The organism is Streptomyces sp. WZ.A104 (assembly GCF_002382885.1).
Lineage (GTDB): Bacteria > Actinomycetota > Actinomycetes > Streptomycetales > Streptomycetaceae > Streptomyces.
In genome coordinates this window covers 38,113-56,872 of sequence record NZ_NWVL01000027.1, presented here as the reverse complement: position 1 = coordinate 56,872, position 18,760 = coordinate 38,113, and the positions used below count along the sequence as shown (strand labels likewise).

At 72.6% G+C, this 18,760-nt stretch carries 16 protein-coding genes; 9 read left to right on the top strand and 7 right to left on the bottom strand.

The annotated features are described in order from the left end of the window. Positions 1 to 50 precede the first annotated feature (50 nt). Both CIB93_RS16620 and CIB93_RS16615 read right to left on the bottom strand, forming a co-directional pair. Positions 51 to 722 carry a TetR/AcrR family transcriptional regulator gene (locus tag CIB93_RS16620; RefSeq protein ID WP_096627613.1) on the bottom strand — a complete coding sequence of 224 codons (672 nt, stop codon included), beginning with the start codon at positions 720 to 722 and terminating at the stop codon, positions 51 to 53. Positions 723 to 862: 140 nt separating this feature from the next. Beyond that, positions 863 to 2,485: an MFS transporter gene (locus tag CIB93_RS16615; protein WP_096627612.1), complete on the bottom strand. Its 1,623-nt coding sequence runs from the start codon at positions 2,483 to 2,485 to the stop codon at positions 863 to 865. A 178-nt stretch (positions 2,486 to 2,663) separates the two neighbouring features. Between CIB93_RS16615 and panB the strand changes: the two genes are divergently transcribed. The 3 genes from panB (at position 2,664) to CIB93_RS16600 (ending at position 5,624) form a co-directional block, all read left to right on the top strand. Beyond that, positions 2,664 to 3,545, top strand: a complete 882-nt coding sequence (panB, locus tag CIB93_RS16610; protein WP_096627611.1) for a 3-methyl-2-oxobutanoate hydroxymethyltransferase — start codon at positions 2,664 to 2,666, stop codon at positions 3,543 to 3,545. 193 nt (positions 3,546 to 3,738) lie between these two features. After that, entirely contained in the window at positions 3,739 to 4,761 is a 1,023-nt protein-coding gene (locus tag CIB93_RS16605) for an ATP-binding cassette domain-containing protein (RefSeq protein ID WP_373558762.1), read from the top strand. Beyond that, positions 4,758 to 5,624, top strand: coding sequence for an ABC transporter permease (locus CIB93_RS16600; RefSeq protein ID WP_096627610.1), 867 nt, complete (start codon positions 4,758 to 4,760; stop codon positions 5,622 to 5,624). The genes CIB93_RS16605 and CIB93_RS16600 overlap by 4 nt, the downstream gene beginning before the upstream one ends. Positions 5,625 to 5,677: 53 nt before the next feature. Here CIB93_RS16600 and CIB93_RS16595 read toward each other — a convergent pair whose 3' ends face one another. Beyond that, on the bottom strand, positions 5,678 to 9,058 hold the full coding sequence (locus CIB93_RS16595; RefSeq protein ID WP_096627647.1) for a BTAD domain-containing putative transcriptional regulator: 3,381 nt from the start codon (positions 9,056 to 9,058) through the stop codon (positions 5,678 to 5,680). Between the two features lie 152 nt (positions 9,059 to 9,210). Here CIB93_RS16595 and CIB93_RS16590 point away from each other — a divergent pair, with 152 nt between their 5' ends. Further along, the gene (locus CIB93_RS16590; RefSeq protein WP_096627609.1) at positions 9,211 to 10,017 is read left to right on the top strand and encodes a site-2 protease family protein; all 807 of its coding nucleotides are present in this window, start codon (positions 9,211 to 9,213) and stop codon (positions 10,015 to 10,017) included. Between the two features lie 4 nt (positions 10,018 to 10,021). Here the strand turns inward: CIB93_RS16590 and CIB93_RS16585 are convergent, their stop codons facing one another. Together CIB93_RS16585 and npdG are read right to left on the bottom strand one after the other, a co-directional pair. Beyond that, positions 10,022 to 10,204, bottom strand: coding sequence for a hypothetical protein (locus tag CIB93_RS16585; protein WP_096627608.1), 183 nt, complete (start codon positions 10,202 to 10,204; stop codon positions 10,022 to 10,024). A gap of 106 nt (positions 10,205 to 10,310) precedes the next feature. Continuing rightward, positions 10,311 to 11,021 carry an NADPH-dependent F420 reductase gene (gene npdG, locus CIB93_RS16580; protein WP_096627607.1) on the bottom strand — a complete coding sequence of 237 codons (711 nt, stop codon included), beginning with the start codon at positions 11,019 to 11,021 and terminating at the stop codon, positions 10,311 to 10,313. Positions 11,022 to 11,161: 140 nt separating this feature from the next. On the opposite strand from npdG, the gene CIB93_RS16575 reads away from it, so the two are divergent. Continuing rightward, a complete protein-coding gene (locus CIB93_RS16575; RefSeq protein WP_096627606.1) occupies positions 11,162 to 11,767 on the top strand; it encodes a hypothetical protein in 606 nt (201 codons plus the stop codon). A gap of 184 nt (positions 11,768 to 11,951) precedes the next feature. Continuing rightward, complete coding sequence (locus CIB93_RS16570; RefSeq protein ID WP_096627605.1) at positions 11,952 to 13,274, top strand: MFS transporter; 1,323 nt, start codon at positions 11,952 to 11,954, stop codon at positions 13,272 to 13,274. A gap of 28 nt (positions 13,275 to 13,302) precedes the next feature. Here the strand turns inward: CIB93_RS16570 and CIB93_RS16565 are convergent, their stop codons facing one another. Continuing rightward, complete coding sequence (locus tag CIB93_RS16565) at positions 13,303 to 13,560, bottom strand: hypothetical protein (RefSeq protein ID WP_096627604.1); 258 nt, start codon at positions 13,558 to 13,560, stop codon at positions 13,303 to 13,305. A 58-nt stretch (positions 13,561 to 13,618) separates the two neighbouring features. Between CIB93_RS16565 and map the strand changes: the two genes are divergently transcribed. From map to CIB93_RS16550, 3 genes are all read left to right on the top strand, one after another. Then, a complete protein-coding gene (map, locus tag CIB93_RS16560; protein ID WP_096627603.1) occupies positions 13,619 to 14,476 on the top strand; it encodes a type I methionyl aminopeptidase in 858 nt (285 codons plus the stop codon). Between the two features lie 206 nt (positions 14,477 to 14,682). Continuing rightward, positions 14,683 to 15,348, top strand: coding sequence for a heme oxygenase (biliverdin-producing) (locus CIB93_RS16555; RefSeq protein ID WP_096627602.1), 666 nt, complete (start codon positions 14,683 to 14,685; stop codon positions 15,346 to 15,348). Between the two features lie 398 nt (positions 15,349 to 15,746). Next, a complete protein-coding gene (locus CIB93_RS16550; RefSeq protein ID WP_257002224.1) occupies positions 15,747 to 17,945 on the top strand; it encodes a trypsin-like serine protease in 2,199 nt (732 codons plus the stop codon). A 40-nt stretch (positions 17,946 to 17,985) separates the two neighbouring features. Here CIB93_RS16550 and CIB93_RS16545 read toward each other — a convergent pair whose 3' ends face one another. Then, on the bottom strand, positions 17,986 to 18,657 hold the full coding sequence (locus CIB93_RS16545) for a PhzF family phenazine biosynthesis protein (protein ID WP_096627601.1): 672 nt from the start codon (positions 18,655 to 18,657) through the stop codon (positions 17,986 to 17,988). Positions 18,658 to 18,760: the final 103 nt, after the last annotated feature.

Below are 18,760 nucleotides of genomic sequence, written 5' to 3'. Positions count from 1 at the left end.
GGAGCGGGGGCGGGGCGGGGGCGGCGGAGGAGTGCCGGGGTGCCGGGCTGTCAGCCGCGGGCGCCCGCCGGCGCCAGGCCCTGGAGCAGGGCGGAGATGATGCGGTCAGCGAGGTCGTCGGGGAGCGGCGCGTCGGGGCGGTGCACCGTGCGCACGAGCATGGGGCCGACGAAGAGGTCGTCGATCAGCTCCACGTCGAGGTCGTCGCGCAGCTCCCCCGCCGCGACCGCGCGCCGCACCGCCGCCAGCATCGCGACGCGCCGGGGGGCGATCACCGTGCCGAAGTACTCGTCCCACAGCTTGGGGTGGCTCTTCATCTGGGCGAACATGTTGTGCAGCAGCACCGAGGAGCGCTGGGCGAGGCCCCGGGTGCGCACGGATTCCAGCATGACGCGCAGGTCGGCGAGGCCTGCGGTGCCGGAGACGGGCGGGTCGTCGGGTTCCATGTCCCGTACGACGTCGACGAAGAGCTCCTCCTTGCCGGACCAGCGCCGGTAGATGGTGGCCTTGCCGACGCCCGCCGTACGGGCGATGCGCTCGATGGAGAGGCCCGCCAGGGGTTCGCCCGCCTCCAGGAGGGCGATGACGGCGTCCAGGATCGCGCGTTCCGCCGCGGCGGAACGCGGGCGGCCGCGGCGGGGTTCCGGGTCGGCCGCCCCGGCCGGTGGCTCGCCCCCGTCCCGCGGCGCGCCCCGGTCCTGCCCGTCGCCCTGGTCCCGCACCTGAAACCGCCTCTCTCCGTGCTGTCGTACGCCTGCGCCCTTCGGCGCTGTCGTACGGCTCCGCCCTTCGGCCCGATTCTCGCCGACCGGGGAGGCGGTGGATGACGACCCGCGCGCGGCACGGCGGATCTGCCCGGCGGTCAGCGGCCCACCGGTTCCTCCGCGGCGCGGGGCGCCGGCTCCGCCGCGGCCGCGGGGGTCCGCCCCGGCAGGTACAGGCCGACGACCACCGCGCCGATCAGGGCGACGGCCGCCGAGCCGAGCGCGGTCACATGCATGGCGCTGATGAACGCGTCGTGGGCGGCGGCGACCAGAGGCTTTCCGGCCACCGGGCCGAGCTTCTCGGCGGCCCCGAGCGTGGCCTCGATGGACTCACCGGCCACCGCCCTGGCCCCGGCCGGGACCGCGCCGAGGTGGCCCTCGATGTCGCCCCGGTAGACGGTGGAGAGGACCGAGCCGAGGACGGCGATGCCGAGGGCTCCGCCGACCTGGCGGAAGGTGTTGTTGACGGCCGAACCGGAACCGGCCTTCTCGCGGGGCAGCGCCTGCATCACGGCCACGGTGACGGGCGGCATGATGTGCGCCATCCCGGCGCCCTGGACGAAGAAGACGAGGCACAGCACCCACACCGGCGTACCGGCGTCGAACAGGGCGAACGACGCGAGTCCGGCGGCGACGAGCAGCATGCCCGCCGTGCAGACGGCACGGGCGCCGAAGCGGTCGACGACCAGCCGGGCCCGGGGCGCGAAGATCATCTGTGCGGCCGCGAGCGGAACGATCAGCAGGCCCGACTGGAGGGCGCTGTAGCCGCGCACGCTCTGGAGGTAGAACGCCGAGAAGAAGGTCACGCCCATCAGCGCGAAGAAGACCAGCGCTATGGCGGCGACCGCGGCGGAGAACGCGGGCTCGCGGAAGTACGTGATGTCGATGGCCGGGTGGCTGCTGCGCTTCTCGTGCCAGATGAATCCGGCCAGCACCAGCAGCCCGCCGACGATCGCGAGGAGCGCTGTGGCGTCGGTGAAGTCGGCCAGCTCGCCGCCCCGGATGATCCCGTACACCAGCAGGACCAGGCCGACGATGGAGAGCACGACGCCCAGCGGGTCGACCTTGCCGGGGTCCGGGTCGCGGGAGTCGGGGACCAGGACCGCCATCGCGACGAGGGCGACCACCACCACGGGGACGTTCACCAGGAAGATCGAGCCCCACCAGAAGTGCTCCAGGAGCAGCCCCCCGGTGATCGGGCCGATGGCGATGCCGAGGCCCACGCTGCCCGCCCAGATGCCGATGGCCTTGGGCTGTTCGTCGCGTTCGAAGACGTTCATCAGGACGGCGAGGGTGGCGGGCATCACGAAGGCCGCGCCGAAGCCCATCAGGGCGCGCCAGGTGATGAGTTCGCCGGGCGAGGCGGAGAGCGCGGCCAGCGCGGAGCCGATGCCGAAGACCAGGATGCCCGCGAGGAGGACCTTCTTGCGGCCGATGCGGTCGCCGAGCAGACCCGCGGTGAACAGGAGCCCGGCGAAGACGAGCGTGTAGGAGTTGATCGCCCACTCCAGCTCGCTCTGGGTGGCGCCGATGCCGGTGGGTGCGGGGCTGGCGATCGTCTTGACCGCGACGTTCAGGATCGAGTTGTCCAGCACCACGATGAGCAGGCTGAACATGAGGACGGTGAGAATCCACCAGCGGCGGCGGTGGATCGCCTCGGGTATGCGGGGCGCGGCGGGCGCGGAAGGAGACGGCGAGGAGGAGGGAGACGGTCGGGACATGCGGACGAGCCTAACCTCATTTCGATACGAGACCGTCTCGTATTGTTAAAACTTTGCCGAACGGCCGTCGGACGGACGTGTGCGGGCCCACTTCCCGTTCGCCCGGGCGGGATGCCACCATGGAAGGGATCCGGGGACGCCGTCAGGGTGCCTCGAGATGACGAAGGAGCCGTTGGCCATGTCGCTTCAGGCTGCGCAGAATCAGCCCTCCCGTGCAGGTGCCTCACCCGACAGCAGCAAGGCGCTGTACGGAGGAAAGTCCACCCGCCGCATCACCGTCCACGACATCGCCGCCGCCACCGAGCGCGGCGAGAAGTGGCCCATGCTCACCGCCTACGACGCGATGACCGCGTCCGTCTTCGACGAGGCCGGAATCCCGGTCATGCTCGTCGGGGACTCCATGGGCAACTGTCACCTCGGCTACGAGACCACCGTGCCCGTCACGATGGACGAGATCGCCATGCTGTCCGCCGCCGTCGTACGGGGCACCAAGCGCGCCCTCATCGTCGGCGACCTGCCCTTCGGCTCGTATCAGGAGGGCCCCGTCCAGGCGCTGCGCAACGCCACCCGGCTGATCAAGGAGTCGGGCGTCGGCGCGGTCAAGCTGGAGGGCGGCGAGCGGTCCCACGAGCAGATCCGCCTGCTGGTCGAGGCGGGCATCCCGGTCATGGGCCACATCGGCCTGACCCCGCAGTCAGTCAACGCGATGGGCTACCGGGTACAGGGCCGCGGCGAGGAGGCCGCCCAGCAGCTGCTGCGCGACGCGAAGGCGGTCCAGGACGCGGGCGCGTTCGCCGTCGTGCTGGAGCTCGTACCCGCCGAGCTGGCCGCCGAGGTCACCCGTACGCTGCACATCCCGACCGTCGGCATCGGCGCCGGCTCCGGGACCGACGCGCAGGTGCTGGTCTACACCGACATGGTCGGGCTGACCGGCGGCAAGGTACCGCGCTTCACCAAGCAGTACGCCAATCTGCGCCAGGTCCTCGGGGACGCGGCGAAGGAGTTCGCCGACGAGGTCGTCGGCGGCACGTTCCCGGCGCCGGAGCACACCTTCCACTGAGGTGCCGAGGTGCCCGAGGCGCTCGGGCACGCCTCCCGCTGACGGGCCGAGGTGCCCGCCGGCCCGCGCTGAACCATTTCCCGCACCACCGACAGCCCGCCGACATCCCCCATCGGCGGGCTGTCGCGCGTTCTCCGGCCCGTCCGCCCCCTGTCGGCGGCCTGTCGGTGAGCTGTCGGTGAGCCCTGGTCCCATGGTGGGCATGGAACGAATCGACAAGAACCCCGAGCACGGCCGGAACGCCGTCGAGGTACGGGGGCTGGTCAAGCACTACGGCGAGACCAAGGCGCTGGACGGTGTGGACCTCGATGTCCGCGCGGGCACCGTGCTCGGTGTGCTCGGCCCCAACGGCGCGGGCAAGACCACCCTCGTACGCTGCCTGTCCACGCTGGTCACCCCCGACGCCGGTCACGCCCTCGTCGCGGGCTACGACGTGGTCAGGCAGCCCCGCCAGCTGCGCCGCACCATCGGCCTGACCGGGCAGTACGCCTCGGTCGACGAGAAGCTGTCCGGCTGGGAGAACCTCTACATGATCGGGCGGCTGCTCGATCTGCCCCGCAGGCAGGCGCGGGCCCGGGCCGACGAGCTCCTTGAGCGGTTCTCGCTCACCGAGGCCGCCAGGCGGGCCTGCATGGAGTACAGCGGTGGCATGCGGCGGCGGCTCGACCTGGCCGCCTCCATGATCGGCAGCCCCGCAGTGCTCTACCTGGACGAGCCGACGACCGGGCTCGACCCCCGGACCCGCAACGAGGTCTGGGAGGAGGTGCGGCGGATGGTCGCCGAAGGCGCGACCGTACTGCTGACGACCCAGTACATGGAGGAGGCCGAGCAGCTCGCCGAGGAGCTGACGGTCATCGACAAGGGGAGGATCATCGCCCGGGGCGGGGTGGACGAGCTGAAAGCGAGGGTCGGCGGCCGCACGCTGCACATCCGGCCCTCGGAGCCGGCGGAGCTGCCCGCGATGGCCCAGGCGATCCGGGAGGCCGGCCTCGACGGGATCGCCGGTGCGCAGGCCGTACCGGACGAGGGGCTGCTGTACGTGCCCATCCTCAGCGACGAGCAGCTGACCGCCGTGATCGGGCTGCTGGGCGCCCGGGGCTTCTCCCTCGCCCATGTCGCGACCGCCCTGCCCAGCCTGGACGAGGTGTTCCTCGCGATCACCGGCGACAAGGCATCCACCTTCTCCGACGCCGCTCCCCAGGAGGTCGCCGTATGAGCAGCACCACCACGACCCTGCCCCCCGCACCCGCCGGGCCCACGGGCCCCGCACCGTCGAAGGCGGCGGTGGCCGGGGAGGGCCGGATCGGGCTGCGGGCCAACCTGCGGCACGTCGGAGCGCTGGTCCGGCGCAATCTCCTCCAGATCAAGAAGGACCCGGAGTCGATGTTCGACGTCCTTCTGATGCCGGTCGTCTTCACGCTGCTGTTCGTGTACGTCTTCGGCGGCTCGGTCGGCGCCAGCCTCGGCGGGGGCAGGCAGGACTATCTGAACTACCTGGTCCCGGGACTGATGGCGATGATGGGCGTGAACATCGCCATGGCCGTCGGCACCGGCGTCAACGACGACTTCCGCAAGGGCGTCATGGACCGGTTCCGGACGATGCCGATCGCGCGCTCCTCGGTACTCATCGCCAAGATCGTGGTCGAGCTGGGCCGGATGATGGTCGCCATCCTCATCCTGCTCGCCATGGGCTTCGCCCTCGGCATGGAGCTGAAGGGCTCGGTGTACGGACTCCTCGGAGCGGTCGCGCTGACCGGGGCGTTCGGCGCCGCCATCATGTGGATCTTCATCCTGCTCGGCCTGAGCGTGAAGACGCCCCAGGCCGTCCAGGGGATGGGAATGCTGGTGCTGATGCCGCTTCAGTTCGGTTCCTCGATCTTCGCGCCGACGCGGACCATGCCGGGCTGGCTCCAGGCGTTCACCGACTACAACCCGCTGTCCAACCTCGCGGACGCGGCGCGCGGGCTCATGCTGGGCGGCCCGACCGGGAACTCGGTCTGGTGGACGCTCGCCTGGGCCGCCGGGATCACGGTGGTGATGGCGCCGCTGGCGGTGGCCAGGTTCCGCAGGAAGGCCTGAAGCAGGGGCGGGCGCGCCGCCGGGCAGGGCACCCGCGCCCCTGGCCCGGGGCGTTACGCCGGCGGGTCCCTCCGGTACGTCTCCGCCAGGGCGGTGGCCTCCTCGATCGTGAGGCCACCGCCCTGCTCGTACGCCACCGTGTAGGCGTCGTCGTCGAGCCGGGCCCGCACGGCTTCCTCGGTCTCGATGAGGCCCTGGCGCTCCAGGGCGGTCGGCACATGCCCGGCCGGCACCAGGGTCGCCTGGAGGCCGAGCAGCCGGGCTGCGGCGGCCGGGGCACCGGGGGCGTCGAGTCCGGCGACGGCGCGGGCGATGGTCATCAGCTGTCTGGACGCCATCTGCGGGGCCATCATCCTGGCGAGCCGGTCCTGGGCGCGGGCCAGCGCGTCCAGCCCGGTGGCGAGTGCGGAGGCATGGTCACCCACCAGGTTGTCCAGCCATGCCAGCACCCCGAGCACGAACCCGTCGAAGACCCCGATCGTGCGGGAGCTGAACTCATCACGCAGCAGGACGATCTGCTCCCGTGCCTCGGCCACCCGGCCCACGCGGCCGTACAGGAACCCCAGATGCAGCCGGGCGGTCGGCATCGCCTGGTGCCCGGCGAACCTGCCGCCGTCGACGACATCGCGCAGGACGGCCTCGGCCTCGTCGAAGCGGCCGAGTTCGGCGAGGGCCCCGGCGTACCGGGCTCGCAACACGGCCACCTGGGCGTGGGCGCCGAGCGCCCGTGCGTAGTCGATCGCGGCCAGATAGTCGGCGGCGGCCTCGGCGAACCGGCCCTTGCCCTCGTTCGCCTCCCCCCGGGAGGACAGCGATTCGGCCGCACCCCAGTCGTCGCCGAGCCGGACGAAGATCTCCAGGCTCTCGTCGGCGTCGGCCAGCGCCTCGCCCGCCCAGTCGGGGCGGTTGGCCAGTACCTTGGCGCGGATGTCCAGCGCGGCGCCCAGCTCCCATTCGTAGGCGAACTCGCGGGAGGACCGGACCGTCTCGTCCATCACCTCCCGCATCTCGTCGGCCTCGCCGGTGAGCAGGACCGCGAACATCCAGAGCGCACCGGGTGTACGGCAGGCCTGGGGCTGCCCGGCCCGGTAGGTGCGGGCGATGATCCGCATCCGCTCCTGGCCCTGCGGGGTGAGCCACTCGTCCATCGCGCGGTCCATGCTGACCATCCGGATCAGCCCCGCCCCGCGCCGCGCCTCCTCGACCTGCTCCGGTTCCCAGGGCGGCGGCCGGTCGGTGGTCCGCTCCAGCAGGGAGGGCGCCTGGACGCCGGGCGGGGCGAACGGGTCGGGGCCGAGAGCGGCCACCGCCCCGGACCACTGGCGGGCGTCGGCGTTCAGTTCGTGCATCAGCCAGTACCAGGCCATCGAGAGGACGATGCAGAGTCCCTCCTCCTCCTCGCGGGCCGCGACCGCGTGCCGGAGGGCGGTGCGCAGGTTCTCGTACTCGCGACGGAAGAGCCCGGTGGCCTCCCGCTGGCCGGTGCCGCGCAGCTTCGGTCCGGTGGTGCGGGCGAACTCCCGGTAGTGGACCAGGTGGCGCCGCTCGACGGCGTCCCGCTCGCCCGCCTCCGCCAGCCGCTCGGCGGCGTACTCCCCGACGGTCTCCAGCAGCCGGTAGCGCATCTCCGCGTCCTCGCCGGGCGCGGCGACGACGAGGGACTTGTCGACCAGGGAGCCGAGCAGGGCGGCGACGTCGAGGGAGCCGACGGCGACACCGTCGTCCGGGGCGGGCAGGGAGCAGACCTCCTCGGCGGCGGCGAGCGAGCAGCCGCCCGCGAAGACGGCGAGGCGGCGCAGGACGGCCCGTTCGGCCCCGTCCAGCAGCTCCCAGGACCAGTCGACGACCGCGCGCAGGGTCTGCTGGCGGGGCAGCACGGTCCGGCTGCCGTTGGTGAGGAGGCGGAAGCGGTCGTCCAGCCGGTCGGCGATCTGGCGCGGGGTGAGCATCCGCAGGCGGGCCGCGGCCAGTTCGATGGCGAGCGGCAGCCCGTCGAGCCGACGGCAGATCTCGGCGCAGGCGGCCGCGGTCGCCTCGTCCGCGTCGGTACGGAAGCCGGGGCGGGCGGCGGCCCCGCGCTCGGCGAGCAGCCGCAGCGCCATCGGGTCGGGCAGCGGTTCGACGGGACGGACGAACTCGCCCGGTACGCCGAGGGGTTCGCGGCTGGTCGCGAGGACGGTGAGCCGGGGGCAGTGGGCCAGCAGATGGTCGGCGAGGGCGGCCGCCGCGCCGATGACGTGCTCACAGTTGTCCAGGAGCAGCAGCATCCGGCGCGGGGCGCAGTGTTCGGTGAGGCGTACGAGGGGGTCGTCGCCGGTGCGGTCGACGGCGCGCAGCTCCCCGGCCCCGGCCCCGCGCAGCACGGTCTCGCGGGCCCCGAGCGCGCCGAGTACGGCCTCGGGCACGGCGTCCGGATCGTCTACGGGGGCCAGCTCCGCGAGCCAGACGCCGTCGGGCCAGGCCTCGGCGGCCGCCTCCGCGGTCTCCTGGGACAGCCGGGTCTTGCCCGCGCCGCCGGGGCCGAGGAGGGTGACGAGCCGGGTGCGGGTGAGGTCCTCACGGAGGGCGGCGATGTCGAGGTCGCGTCCGACGAAGCTGGTGAGCCGGGCGCGGAGGTTCCCATGCGGGGGCGACGGGCTTTCCGGGGCGGGCCGTTGCCGGGCCGCGGGCGTCCCCTCGGAGGCCGACGCGGGCTCCGGGGCGGGTGCGGCCGGTCCCTGGCGGAGGAGTTCTCCGTACAGGCCGCGCAGTTCGGGCCCGGGGTCGGTGCCGAGGCGCTCGGCGATCGCGGTGCGCACCTCGTCGTACGCCGCCAGCGCCTCGGCCGTGCGTCCGGCGTCCCGCAGGGCCCTGATGCGCAGTGCCTGGAGCGGTTCGTCGAGCGGGTGGGAGGCGCAGAGCGCGGTCAGCTCCCACAGGGCCTCGTCCGCCCGCCCGAGCACGCGCAGCGCCTCCAGCCGGGCCCGACGGGCGCCGAGCCTGCGGGACTCCAGGCGGGAGGCGGGCGCCGTACGGTCGGGCAGGTCGGCGAGCGGGGGCCCGGCCCAGAGCGCGAGGGCCTCGTCGAGGACGGTGACGGCCCTGGCCGTGTCGCCCTGCTCCAGCGCCCGGCTCCCCTCCCCCGCCAGCCGCTCGAAACGGTGCAGGTCCACGGCGTCCGGCTCGGCGGCGAGCCGGTATCCGCTCGCCACCGACTCGACGGCGCTCCGGCCGAGCACCCGCCTGAGCCGCCCGACCAGGGCCTGGAGGGCGCCGGTCGCATCGGCGGGCGGGTCGCCGTCCCACACCTCGTCGACGAGGACCCCGGCGGGCACGGTACGCCCGGGGCGCAGCGCGAGGACGGTCAGCAGCGCGCGCAGCCGCGCCCCGCCGAGGGTGACGGCCGTACCGTCGTCGCGGAGTGCCCGGGTGGTGCCGAGGATGCAGTAGCGCACGGGCCCATTGTCCGTGACCGACCGGGGCACGGCGTTGACAGGGTGGAACTCCGGCACCGTTCCCCGACGTTCCCGCCCTGTCGGCCACTGCCGTGACCGCCGTCGCCGCCCAGCCTCAGCCCTCCAGTCCCCCGCTCCAGGAGTGTGTGCCGATGACCACCGCAGCCACCCGTGGCGACCGGAGGATCAGCCCGGTCTTCCTCGGCATCGCCGCCGTAACCGCCATCGCGGGCTGGGCGGTGTGGACGGGTTTCGCGGACGCCACGGGCTTCGCGGTCTTCCTGTTCGTCACCGGAGCCTGGATCGTCTCGCTCTGTCTGCACGAGTACGCGCACGCCCGCACCGCACTGCACAGCGGGGATCTCTCGGTCGGGTCGAAGGGCTATCTGACGCTCAACCCGCTCACGTACACGCACGCGCTGCTCAGCATCGTGCTGCCCGTCCTCTTCGTGATCATGGGCGGGATCGGGCTGCCGGGCGGCGCGGTCTACATCGAGCGGGCCCGCATCCGCGGCCGGTGGAGACACAGCCTGATCTCGGCGGCGGGCCCGCTGACGAACGTGGCGTTCGCGATCGTGTGCACCGCCCCGTTCTGGCTGGACGCGCTCGACGGAGTGCCGCTCGCCTTCCAGTACGCGCTGGCGTTCCTGGCCATGCTCCAGGTGACGGCGGCGATCCTGAATTTCCTGCCGATCCCGGGGCTGGACGGCTACGGGGTGATCGAGCCCTGGCTCTCGTACCGGATCCGCCGCCAGGTGGAGCCGATCGCGCCGTTCGGGCTGATCGCGGTGTTCGCCGTCCTGTGGATTCCCGGCGTGAACATCGCGTTCTTCGACGGGATCGACGCGCTGCTGCGGGCCCTGGGGGTCGACGAGGTCCAGCGCTACTGCGGCCTGGACACCTATCGCTTCTGGAAGGCGTTCTTCGACGAGCAGGACCCGGCCTGCTCGGTGGGGTGACGGGTCAGCGAGCGGCTTCGGAAGCGGTCATGCGGTGCTTGCGCACGTAGAACCAGACCATGTTCGACGACAGCCCCGCGATCAGCACCCAGATGATCCCGAGCAGGCTGCCCTGGACGAAGGAGATCACGGCCGCCGCGACGGCGAGGACGCAGACGGCGAGGGCGAGGAGAGCGAGGCGGGGCATGGGGGCGGCTCCTGTCGGGAACGGTCACGGTCCCGTCCAGTGTCCCCCATGCCCCGTTGTGCCCCGCCTGGGGCCCGGACCTCCGGATGCCGGGGCGTGGGTGACGTCAGACGTCGGTGGTGCGGAGCCCGGCGTGCGCCTTGTAGCGGCGGTTGACCGAGATCAGGTTGGCCACCAGCGACTCGACCTGGTGGGCGTTGCGCAGCCGGCCCGCGAAGATGCCGCGCATCCCGGGGATGCGGCCCGCCAGCGCCTGCACGATGTCCGTGTCGGCGCGCACCTCGCCCAGGACCAGCACGTCGGTGTCGATCTCCTCGATGGACTCGTCCTGGAGCAGCACCGCGGAGAGGTGGTGGAAGGCCGCGGTGACCCGGGAGTCCGGCAGCAGGGCGGCGGCCTGCTCGGCGGCGCTGCCCTCCTCAGGCTTGAGGGCGTAGGCGCCCTTCTTGTCGAAGCCGAGGGGGTTGACGCAGTCGATCACGAGCTTGCCCGCGAGCTCCCCGCGCAGGGACTCCAGCGTCTTGGCGTGACCGTCCCACGGCACCGCGACGATCACGATGTCGCTGCGCCGGGCGCACTCCGCGTTGTCCGCGCCCTCGACGCCGAAGCCCAGCTCGGCCGCCGCCTGTTCGGCCCGCGCCGCGTCCCGGGAGCCGAGGGTGACCCGCTGTCCGGCGCGGGCGAGCCGGTAGGCGAGACCGCGCCCCTGCGGGCCGGTCCCGCCGAGCACGCCGACGCTCAGGCCGGAGACGTCGGGAAGGTCCCAGGGGTCCTTGACGGGGGGCTTGGGCGCGCTGCCGCTGTCCTGTGTAGTCATGGGGCCGACCCTACTGCCAGGTAGGGTCCGTGCGGCCGCCCCCCGGGCAGGCGGTCCCGCTCAGCACCCGGTCCCCCGTTCGGGTGAGGGGCAGGGCGACGGGCCCGGCCGGGGCTGGGCGCGGGGCAGGATGCCGGGCCATGGATGCCGTACGTGTCGCCCTGCTCCGTGACGTACTGGCCGGGACCGGGTGGCCGGACTCCGCCCGCCGGTTCGCGCTGGCCCTGCGCGCGTCCGTCCTCCCGCAGGGCGGCGGGCTGCTGCTGCTGGTGGGGACGGAGCGGTACGAGCCGTGGCATCTGGCGGCCCATCTGACCGACGAGTCCGCGTGGTCGGGGCTGCCGGAGCTGGTGCCCACGCTCGTACGGCACCGGGTGGCGCCCGGTGATCCGGCGCATCTGGCCGTGGGCCTCGGCCGGATCGAGGCGGCGGGCCGGCGCGAGACGCTGTTGCTGGTCGCGCCGGAGCGGCCGGAGAGCGGGCTGCTGGAGCGGGTGCACGACGCGCGGCGGGCCGGGGCGCGGGTGCTCACCCTGGACGGCGGCGATCCGGAGGTCGGCTCCCTGGCGCACGAGTCGCTGGCGGTCGGCGGGACCGACGATGTGGACCTGGACCTCGTGCAGCACCTGGTCAGCGCGGCCGCCGGGGAGAACGGGGCGCCTCCGGCGCGCGGCCGCCGCACCTTCCGGGACCGGCTCGCCCGGCTCGCCGACCAGCTGACCCAGCCGCCGCCCGCCGGCTGGTAGCGCGCGCCGCGGCTGCCCGCCGGCGGACGCCACGGCACGGCTGCCCGGAGATTCGGGGCCGCTCGGGCCGCCTGCCCGGAGATGCGTTCCACCCCGGACCGGCCACCGGTTTCGGGGCACCCCGGACCGCTCACCCCGAAATCCGGTTGCTTCGGGCACCCGGCAGTACCGAACATGGCCCCTCGTGACCTCAGCACCGCCTTCCCCCTCCTCCCCGGACTCCCCCTCATCGCCGCCGTCGGCGCGGCTCCGCGCGCTGCTGCCGGACCTCTCGCCGTGGCGGTCCTCGGCTGACTTCCGGCTGCTGTGGGTCCAGGGGCTGATCACGTACTTCGGCAGCTTCATGGCGCTGATCGCGCTGCCGCTCCAGATCAAGGACCTCACCGGCTCGCCGCTCGCGGTCGGGGCGATGGGCGCGGTGGAGCTGGTGCCGCTGGTGGTCTTCGGGCTGTACGGCGGGGCGCTCGCGGACTCGGTGGACCGGCGCCGGGTGATCCTGCTGACCGAGGCCGGGCTCGGTGTGCTCGCGGCGGTCCTGCTGGTGAACGCCCTGCTGCCGGAGCCGTTGCTGTGGCCGCTTTACGTGGTGGCGGGCGGGGTGTCGGCGCTGGCCGGGCTCCAGCGGCCCGCGCTGGACTCGCTGATGGCCCGGATCGTGCCGCACGCCCAGCAGACGGCGGCGGCCGCGCTGAACTCGCTGCGCTGGCAGATCGGGGCGATCGCGGGCCCGGCGCTGGCCGGTCTGGTGGTGGCGTACGCCGGTCACGGCACGGCGTACGCGGTGACGGTGGGCACGTTCGCCGTCTCCGTCGTGCTCTGCCTGCGCCTGGCCCCGGCGCCGCCCGCCGGGGACGCGGCGAAGCCGTCGCTGCGCGGGATCGTGGAGGGGGCGCGGTACGCCTGGAGCCGGCCGGTGCTGCTGGGGACGTACGCGATCGACCTGGCGGCGATGTTCTTCGCCTTCCCGAACACGATCTTCCCGTTCCTGGCGGACGAGCTGGACGCCGAGTGGTCGCTGGGCCTGATGTACGCGGCGGGCTCGGTCGGCTCGCTGGTGCTGGGGCTCACCAGCGGCTGGACGTCCCGGGTGCGCAGGCACGGGCTGTTCGTGGTGTTCGGGGCGACGGCGTGGGGGCTGGCGATCGCCGCGGCGGGCTGGTTCTCCAGCGTGTGGGTGGTGCTGCTGTGCCTCGCCGTCGCGGGGGCGGGCGACATGCTGAGCGGGCTGGGGCGCGCGACGATCTGGAACCAGACCATCCCGGAGGAGCTGCGGGGCCGACTCGCGGGCATCGAGGTGCTCTCGTACAGCATCGGCCCGCAACTGGGGCAGGTGCGGGCCGGGGCGATGGCGGGCTGGACCGGGACCCGGTCGGCGATCTGGACCGGCGGGGTGGCGTGTGTGGCGTCGGTGGCGCTGCTGACCGCCGCGCTGCCGAAGCTGGTGCGGTACGACTCGGAGACGGACGAGGACGCGGTACGGAGGCGGGAGGCCCGGGTGGAGGGGTGATCCGGGGCTCCGCTCCGTACCCCGCTCCTCAGTCGCCGGACGTGCTGGGGTTCTCGCCGGACGGGCTTGATGTGCCCCTGTCCTCGTCGTGCCACTTCGGGTCCGTCTCCCACTGGAGGTTCCGTTCGCGCGCCGTGTCCATTGCGTGCTGGGCCGCCTCGCGGGAGGTGTAGGGGCCGAACCGGTTCAGCGCCGGGCACTCCGGGCCTTCCTCGACCTTCTTGTGCTGGAGGCAGTAGTACCACTCGCCCGGTTTGCCGACCGTGCGCTTCTTGAACAGGGCCATCGACGGCTCCTTTCCTTATCGCCATGGTGCCCCGGAGCCGCTGGTTAGACTCGCTGGCATGTCTGGCCAGTCGCTTCTCGTACCAGGGGAGATCACTCCCGTCCGTTCCGTACCCGGAAACATCCGGCGCCCCGAGTACGTGGGGAAGCCGGCCCCGACGCCGTACACCGGCCCGGAGATCCAGGACGCCGATACCGTGGAGCGGATGCGCATCGCGGGCCGTATCGCCGCGCAGGCCATGGAGGAGGCCGCCAAGCACATCGCCCCGGGCGTCACCACGGACGAGCTCGACCGGGTCGCGCACGAGTTCATGATCGATCATGGCGCGTACCCCTCGACGCTCGGCTACCGGGGCTTCCCGAAGTCGCTGTGCAGCTCCCTCAACGAGGTCATCTGCCACGGCATCCCCGACTCCACCGTGCTGCGCGACGGGGACATCGTGAACCTGGACGTCACCGCGTACATCAACGGGGTGCACGGCGACAACAACGCCACCTACCTCTGCGGCGAGGTCGACGAGGAGTCCCGGCTGCTCGTCGAGCGCACCCGGGAGTCGCTGAACCGGGCCATCAAGGCGGTCAGGCCGGGGCGGCAGATCAACGTCATCGGCCGGGTCATCGAGTCGTACGCGAAGCGGTTCGGGTACGGAGTGGTGCGCGACTTCACCGGGCACGGGATCAACTCCTCGTTCCACTCCGGTCTGATCATCCCGCACTACGACAGCCCGCACGCGACCACGGTGATGCAGCCCGGGATGACGTTCACCATCGAGCCGATGCTGACGCTGGGCACCCACGAGTACGACATGTGGGAGGACGGCTGGACCGTGGTGACGAAGGACCGGAAGCGGACGGCCCAGTTCGAGCACACGCTGGTCGTCACGGAGACCGGGGCGGAGATCCTCACCCTCCCGTAATCACCCAAAAACCGTTAAGCACCCATTTCCGGCCTTCGGGGCGTAGTTTTTTACCGACAAGCAGTCGGGAACCAGTTGACTTAGGTAAACCTAAGTAGGAGGATCGAGCGTACCGGCGCGCGCCGCCGCACCCTCGCGGCGGCCGCCTGCCGATATTTCCGTCTCTTTCTGGACTTCCCGTCCCCCTCGGTCCCCGGAGGCCCGCCTTGGACGCAACCGCCACCGTCACTCCCTTCTCGACGCTCATCCGCACCGCGTCGCACGAGCAGCACACCGAGGCCGAGACCTCGACGTTCATGGGTGACCTGCTGGGCGGGCGGCTGGGAGTGGACGCGTACACGCGCTACACCGAGCAGCTGTGGTTCGTGTACCGGGCGCTTGAGGAGGGCGCGGAGGCCCTGCGCGACGACCCGGTCGCGGGCCCGTTCATACAGCCCGAGCTGATGCGCTCCACCGAGCTGGAACGCGACCTCGCGCACCTGCGCGGGGAGAACTGGCGCGAGGACCTGGAGGCGCTGCCCGCCACCGCCGCGTACGCCGCCCGGGTCGCCGAGTGCGCACGCACCTGGCCCGCCGGATACATCGCCCACCACTACACCCGCTACCTCGGCGACCTCTCGGGCGGCCAGATCATCCGCGACAAGGCGGAGAAGACCTGGGGCTTCGAGCGCAAGGGCGACGGCGTGCGCTTCTACGTCTTCGAGCAGATCACCAACCCGGCCGCCTTCAAGCGGGGTTACCGCGAGCTGCTTGACGCGGTGAACGCGGACGACCTGGAGAAGCAGCGCATCATCGAGGAGTGCAAGCGGGCCTTCGCGCTGAACACCGCGGTCTTCCGCGAGCTGGGCGAGGTCTTCCCGCGCAGCGCGTGAATATCCCGTGAGGGAACGGCACTTGAGCACCGGCGCGTAAATCCGCACAGCGTGAACGTACGGCTCCACCGGAGGTTCCGGTGGAGCCGCCCCCTTTTCCCCTTTCCCCATTTCCCCTTTTTTCGCCGTACGAAAAGGGCAATACGGTGCTGCCGCCAGAGGTTTGACGCCCCATCGACCTGCGGGTACATTCCGATGCCGTCTTCACTTCACTTTCACATGACATCCGGGCGGGGGGCCTTCTAATGCGTGGGTGCCATGCCTGAAAGAGGTATTCCGCCGCCGGGTCATGTCCAGCGCGGGCAACACCACCACCCGGGCCCGAGTGCCCCTTTCGGACTTCCGGGCTTCCGGGGTGTTTCCCGTACCGACCACACCTACCGACAGGAAATGCCACCGTGTCACACCTCCGCCCCCGTGCGGCTGTGACGAGCGGCCTGCTGGCAGCGGCTCTCGTCTCCGGTACCCTCCTCGCCCCCGCGGCCCACGCCATCACGGGAACCCCGTCCGCGAACAACGCGTACGCGTTCACCGCCCGTCTGGACATAGGCGACGGCAAGCGCGCGTGCTCCGGCACGCTGGTCGACCGCGACTGGGTCCTGACGGCGGCCAGTTGCTTCGTGGACAACCCGGCCGGGGCCCACCAGCTCCCGCCGGGCGCGCCGAAGGACGCCACCACCGCCGTCATCGGCCGCACCGACACCACCACCACCGCGGGCCAGGTCCGCACGGTCGTCGAGCTCGTGCCCCGCGCCGACCGGGATCTGGTGCTGGCCCGGCTGGCCAAGCCGGTCACCACCATCGCCCCGGCGCCCCTCGCCGCGACGCCGCCCGCCCCGGGCGAGACCCTCACCGGGACCGGCTTCGGCCGGACCGCGGACGAGTGGGCCCCGGTGAAGATGCACCAGGGCCGCTTCTCCGTCGACCAGGCCGACGCGACCACCGTGAACATCACCGGCCTGGACGGCGCCGCCGTGTGCGCCGGTGACACCGGCGGCCCGATGCTGCGCGAGCAGGGCGGGAACGTCGAGCTCGTCGCCGTCAACAGCCGCTCCTGGCAGGGCGGTTGCTTCGGCACGGCGGAGGAGGAGACCCGTACCGGCGCGGTGGAGAGCCGGGTCGACGACCTGCACGCGTGGGTCACCGAGACCGTGACGGCCGCCCCGTTCGCCGACTTCAACGGGGACGGCCACCGCGACGTGGCCGTCGCCGACCCGAAGGCCGCGGTGGCCGGCGCGGCCGGTGCCGGACTGGTCCGCGTGGTGTACGGCAACGGCGCGGGCGTCGCCGAGCTGGTCCAGGGCGCTCCCGGTGTCAACGGTGGACCCGAGGCGGGCGACGGTTTCGGTACCGCGCTGGCCACGGTGGACTACAACGCCGACGGCTACACCGACCTGGTGGTCGGCGTGCCCAACGAGGACATCGGCGAGGTCGCCGACGCCGGGGCGGTGCAGATCGTCTACGGTTCGCCCGCGGGGCTCGGCAAGGGCCGCGGCGGGACCTGGTTCGAGCAGGGCAGGGGAGCCGGAGCGCTCCTCGGCTCGGCCTCCGAGACCAAGGACCACATGGGCTTCTCCGTCGCCGCCGGGAAGACCGCGGCCGGTGATCCCTACATCCTGATCGGCGTGCCCGGTGAGGACCTGGGCTCCGTCGCCGACGCGGGCAACGCGATCTACCTGCGGGGCGACACGAACGTCGCCATCAACCAGGACACCGAGTCCGTCCCGGGGGGCGCGGAGAAGGGCGACCAGTTCGGCTACTCCGTGGCGGGTTCACCGAACCATCTGGCGATCGGCATCCCCGACGAGGCCATCGGCACCATCGCCAAGACCGGCGCCATCCAGATCCTGAAGCACGACCTCAACGCCAACAAGATCCCCACCCCGGTCAAGGCGCTCCACCAGGACACCGAGGGCATCAGCGGCGCGAACGAGGCGAACGACCTGTTCGGCAAGGCCCTGTCGATGACCTCGCACCGGCCGGAAGGGGCCGCAACCGACAGCGACTCGATCCTCGCCGTCGGCTCCCCGGGCGAGGGCCTCAAGGTCTCGGACGTGAACAAGACGAACGCGGGCCGGGTCGTCGTCCTGCGCATCACGGCGGGCGGCACGGTCAGCGAGCTCCAGGACATCCACCAGGAGAAGGCCGACGTCACCGGGGCCGCCGAGGCGGGCGACCGGTTCGGCGAGCGGGTCGCCGCCGTCAACACCCGTCCCAGGAACGTCGGTACGACCGCGACGATGCTGCTGGCCGTCGGCATCCCGGGCGAGAACGAGGGCGCGGTCGTGGACTCCGGCGCCATCCAGAAGTTCTCGCTGCTCGGCGCCCCCGGCGCCGCGGACCGCTGGATCTCCCCGGGCGGCGCGCCCGGTCTGCCGGGCGCCCCCGGCACCAAGCAGTACGTCGGCAGCAGCATCACGGCAACCCCGACGCACCTGTACATCGGTATGCCCGACGGTCCGGGCGCCCGTGGCGCCGCGCATCTGATGCCGTGGTCCAACGTCACCGGCGGCCCGGTCCAGCCCGTGACCAGCTACGAGCCGGGCAAGGGCGGCCTCCCGGCCGTCGGCGAGGCGTTCGGCAGCGCGATCCAGTAGGCGGTCACCGACCGGAGCCGGAACAACGGCCGTCCGGGGTTCAGCCCCGGGCGGCCATCAGGACGCGGCCCCCGACCTCCACCGTGCCGTCCGGCGCGGGAGCGGTGAGGATCTGGGAGCCGCGTCCCTGTCTGATGTTCAGGGCCCGGCCGAGGTGCGCGCTCAGCAGCATGGCCGCCGCCCCGGTCGCCTCGTCCTCGACGATGCCCTCGCCGCGCCGGGGAAAGGCCCGCGCACGCACCCGTCCGGCCGCCTCGTCCTCCCAGGCCCACGTGTAGAGCCAGCCCTCGCCGGGCGGCGGCCCGGGCAGCGCCTCCACCTCTTCCGCCGTCGCGTACTGCTGGAGCGTGCGCGGCGGGGCCCACTCGGGGCGGGCGGTGATCCAGGTGAACTCCCCGTCCTGGCGTGCGAACACGTCCCCGACGTCCAGCTCCAGGATCTCCAGGTCCAGCAGCCACGCGGTGCCGACCAGCGGGTGCCCGGCGAACGGCAGCCGCAGCCCCGGCGTGTGGATGTCCACCCGCCCGCGCTCCGGGTCGTCGACGAACACGGTCTCGCTGAAGCCGAGTTGCCGGGCGAGCCGCTGCCGGGAGGGCTCGTCGGGGTGGCTGCTTCCGTCGCGTACGACCCCGAGGGCATTGCCGTGGCGTCCGTCGGGCCCGCAGAACACCCGCAGGACGTCGATGCCCGGGGGTACGTCGTAGTCGTTCACGGGGGCATTCAAGCACTGCCGGACGGCGGTACGGGAACCGAGCGGGTCTGGCCGCAGGGCCGCGCCGGGAGCACTGCTGCTGCCGGTACGGCCCTGCGGGTCG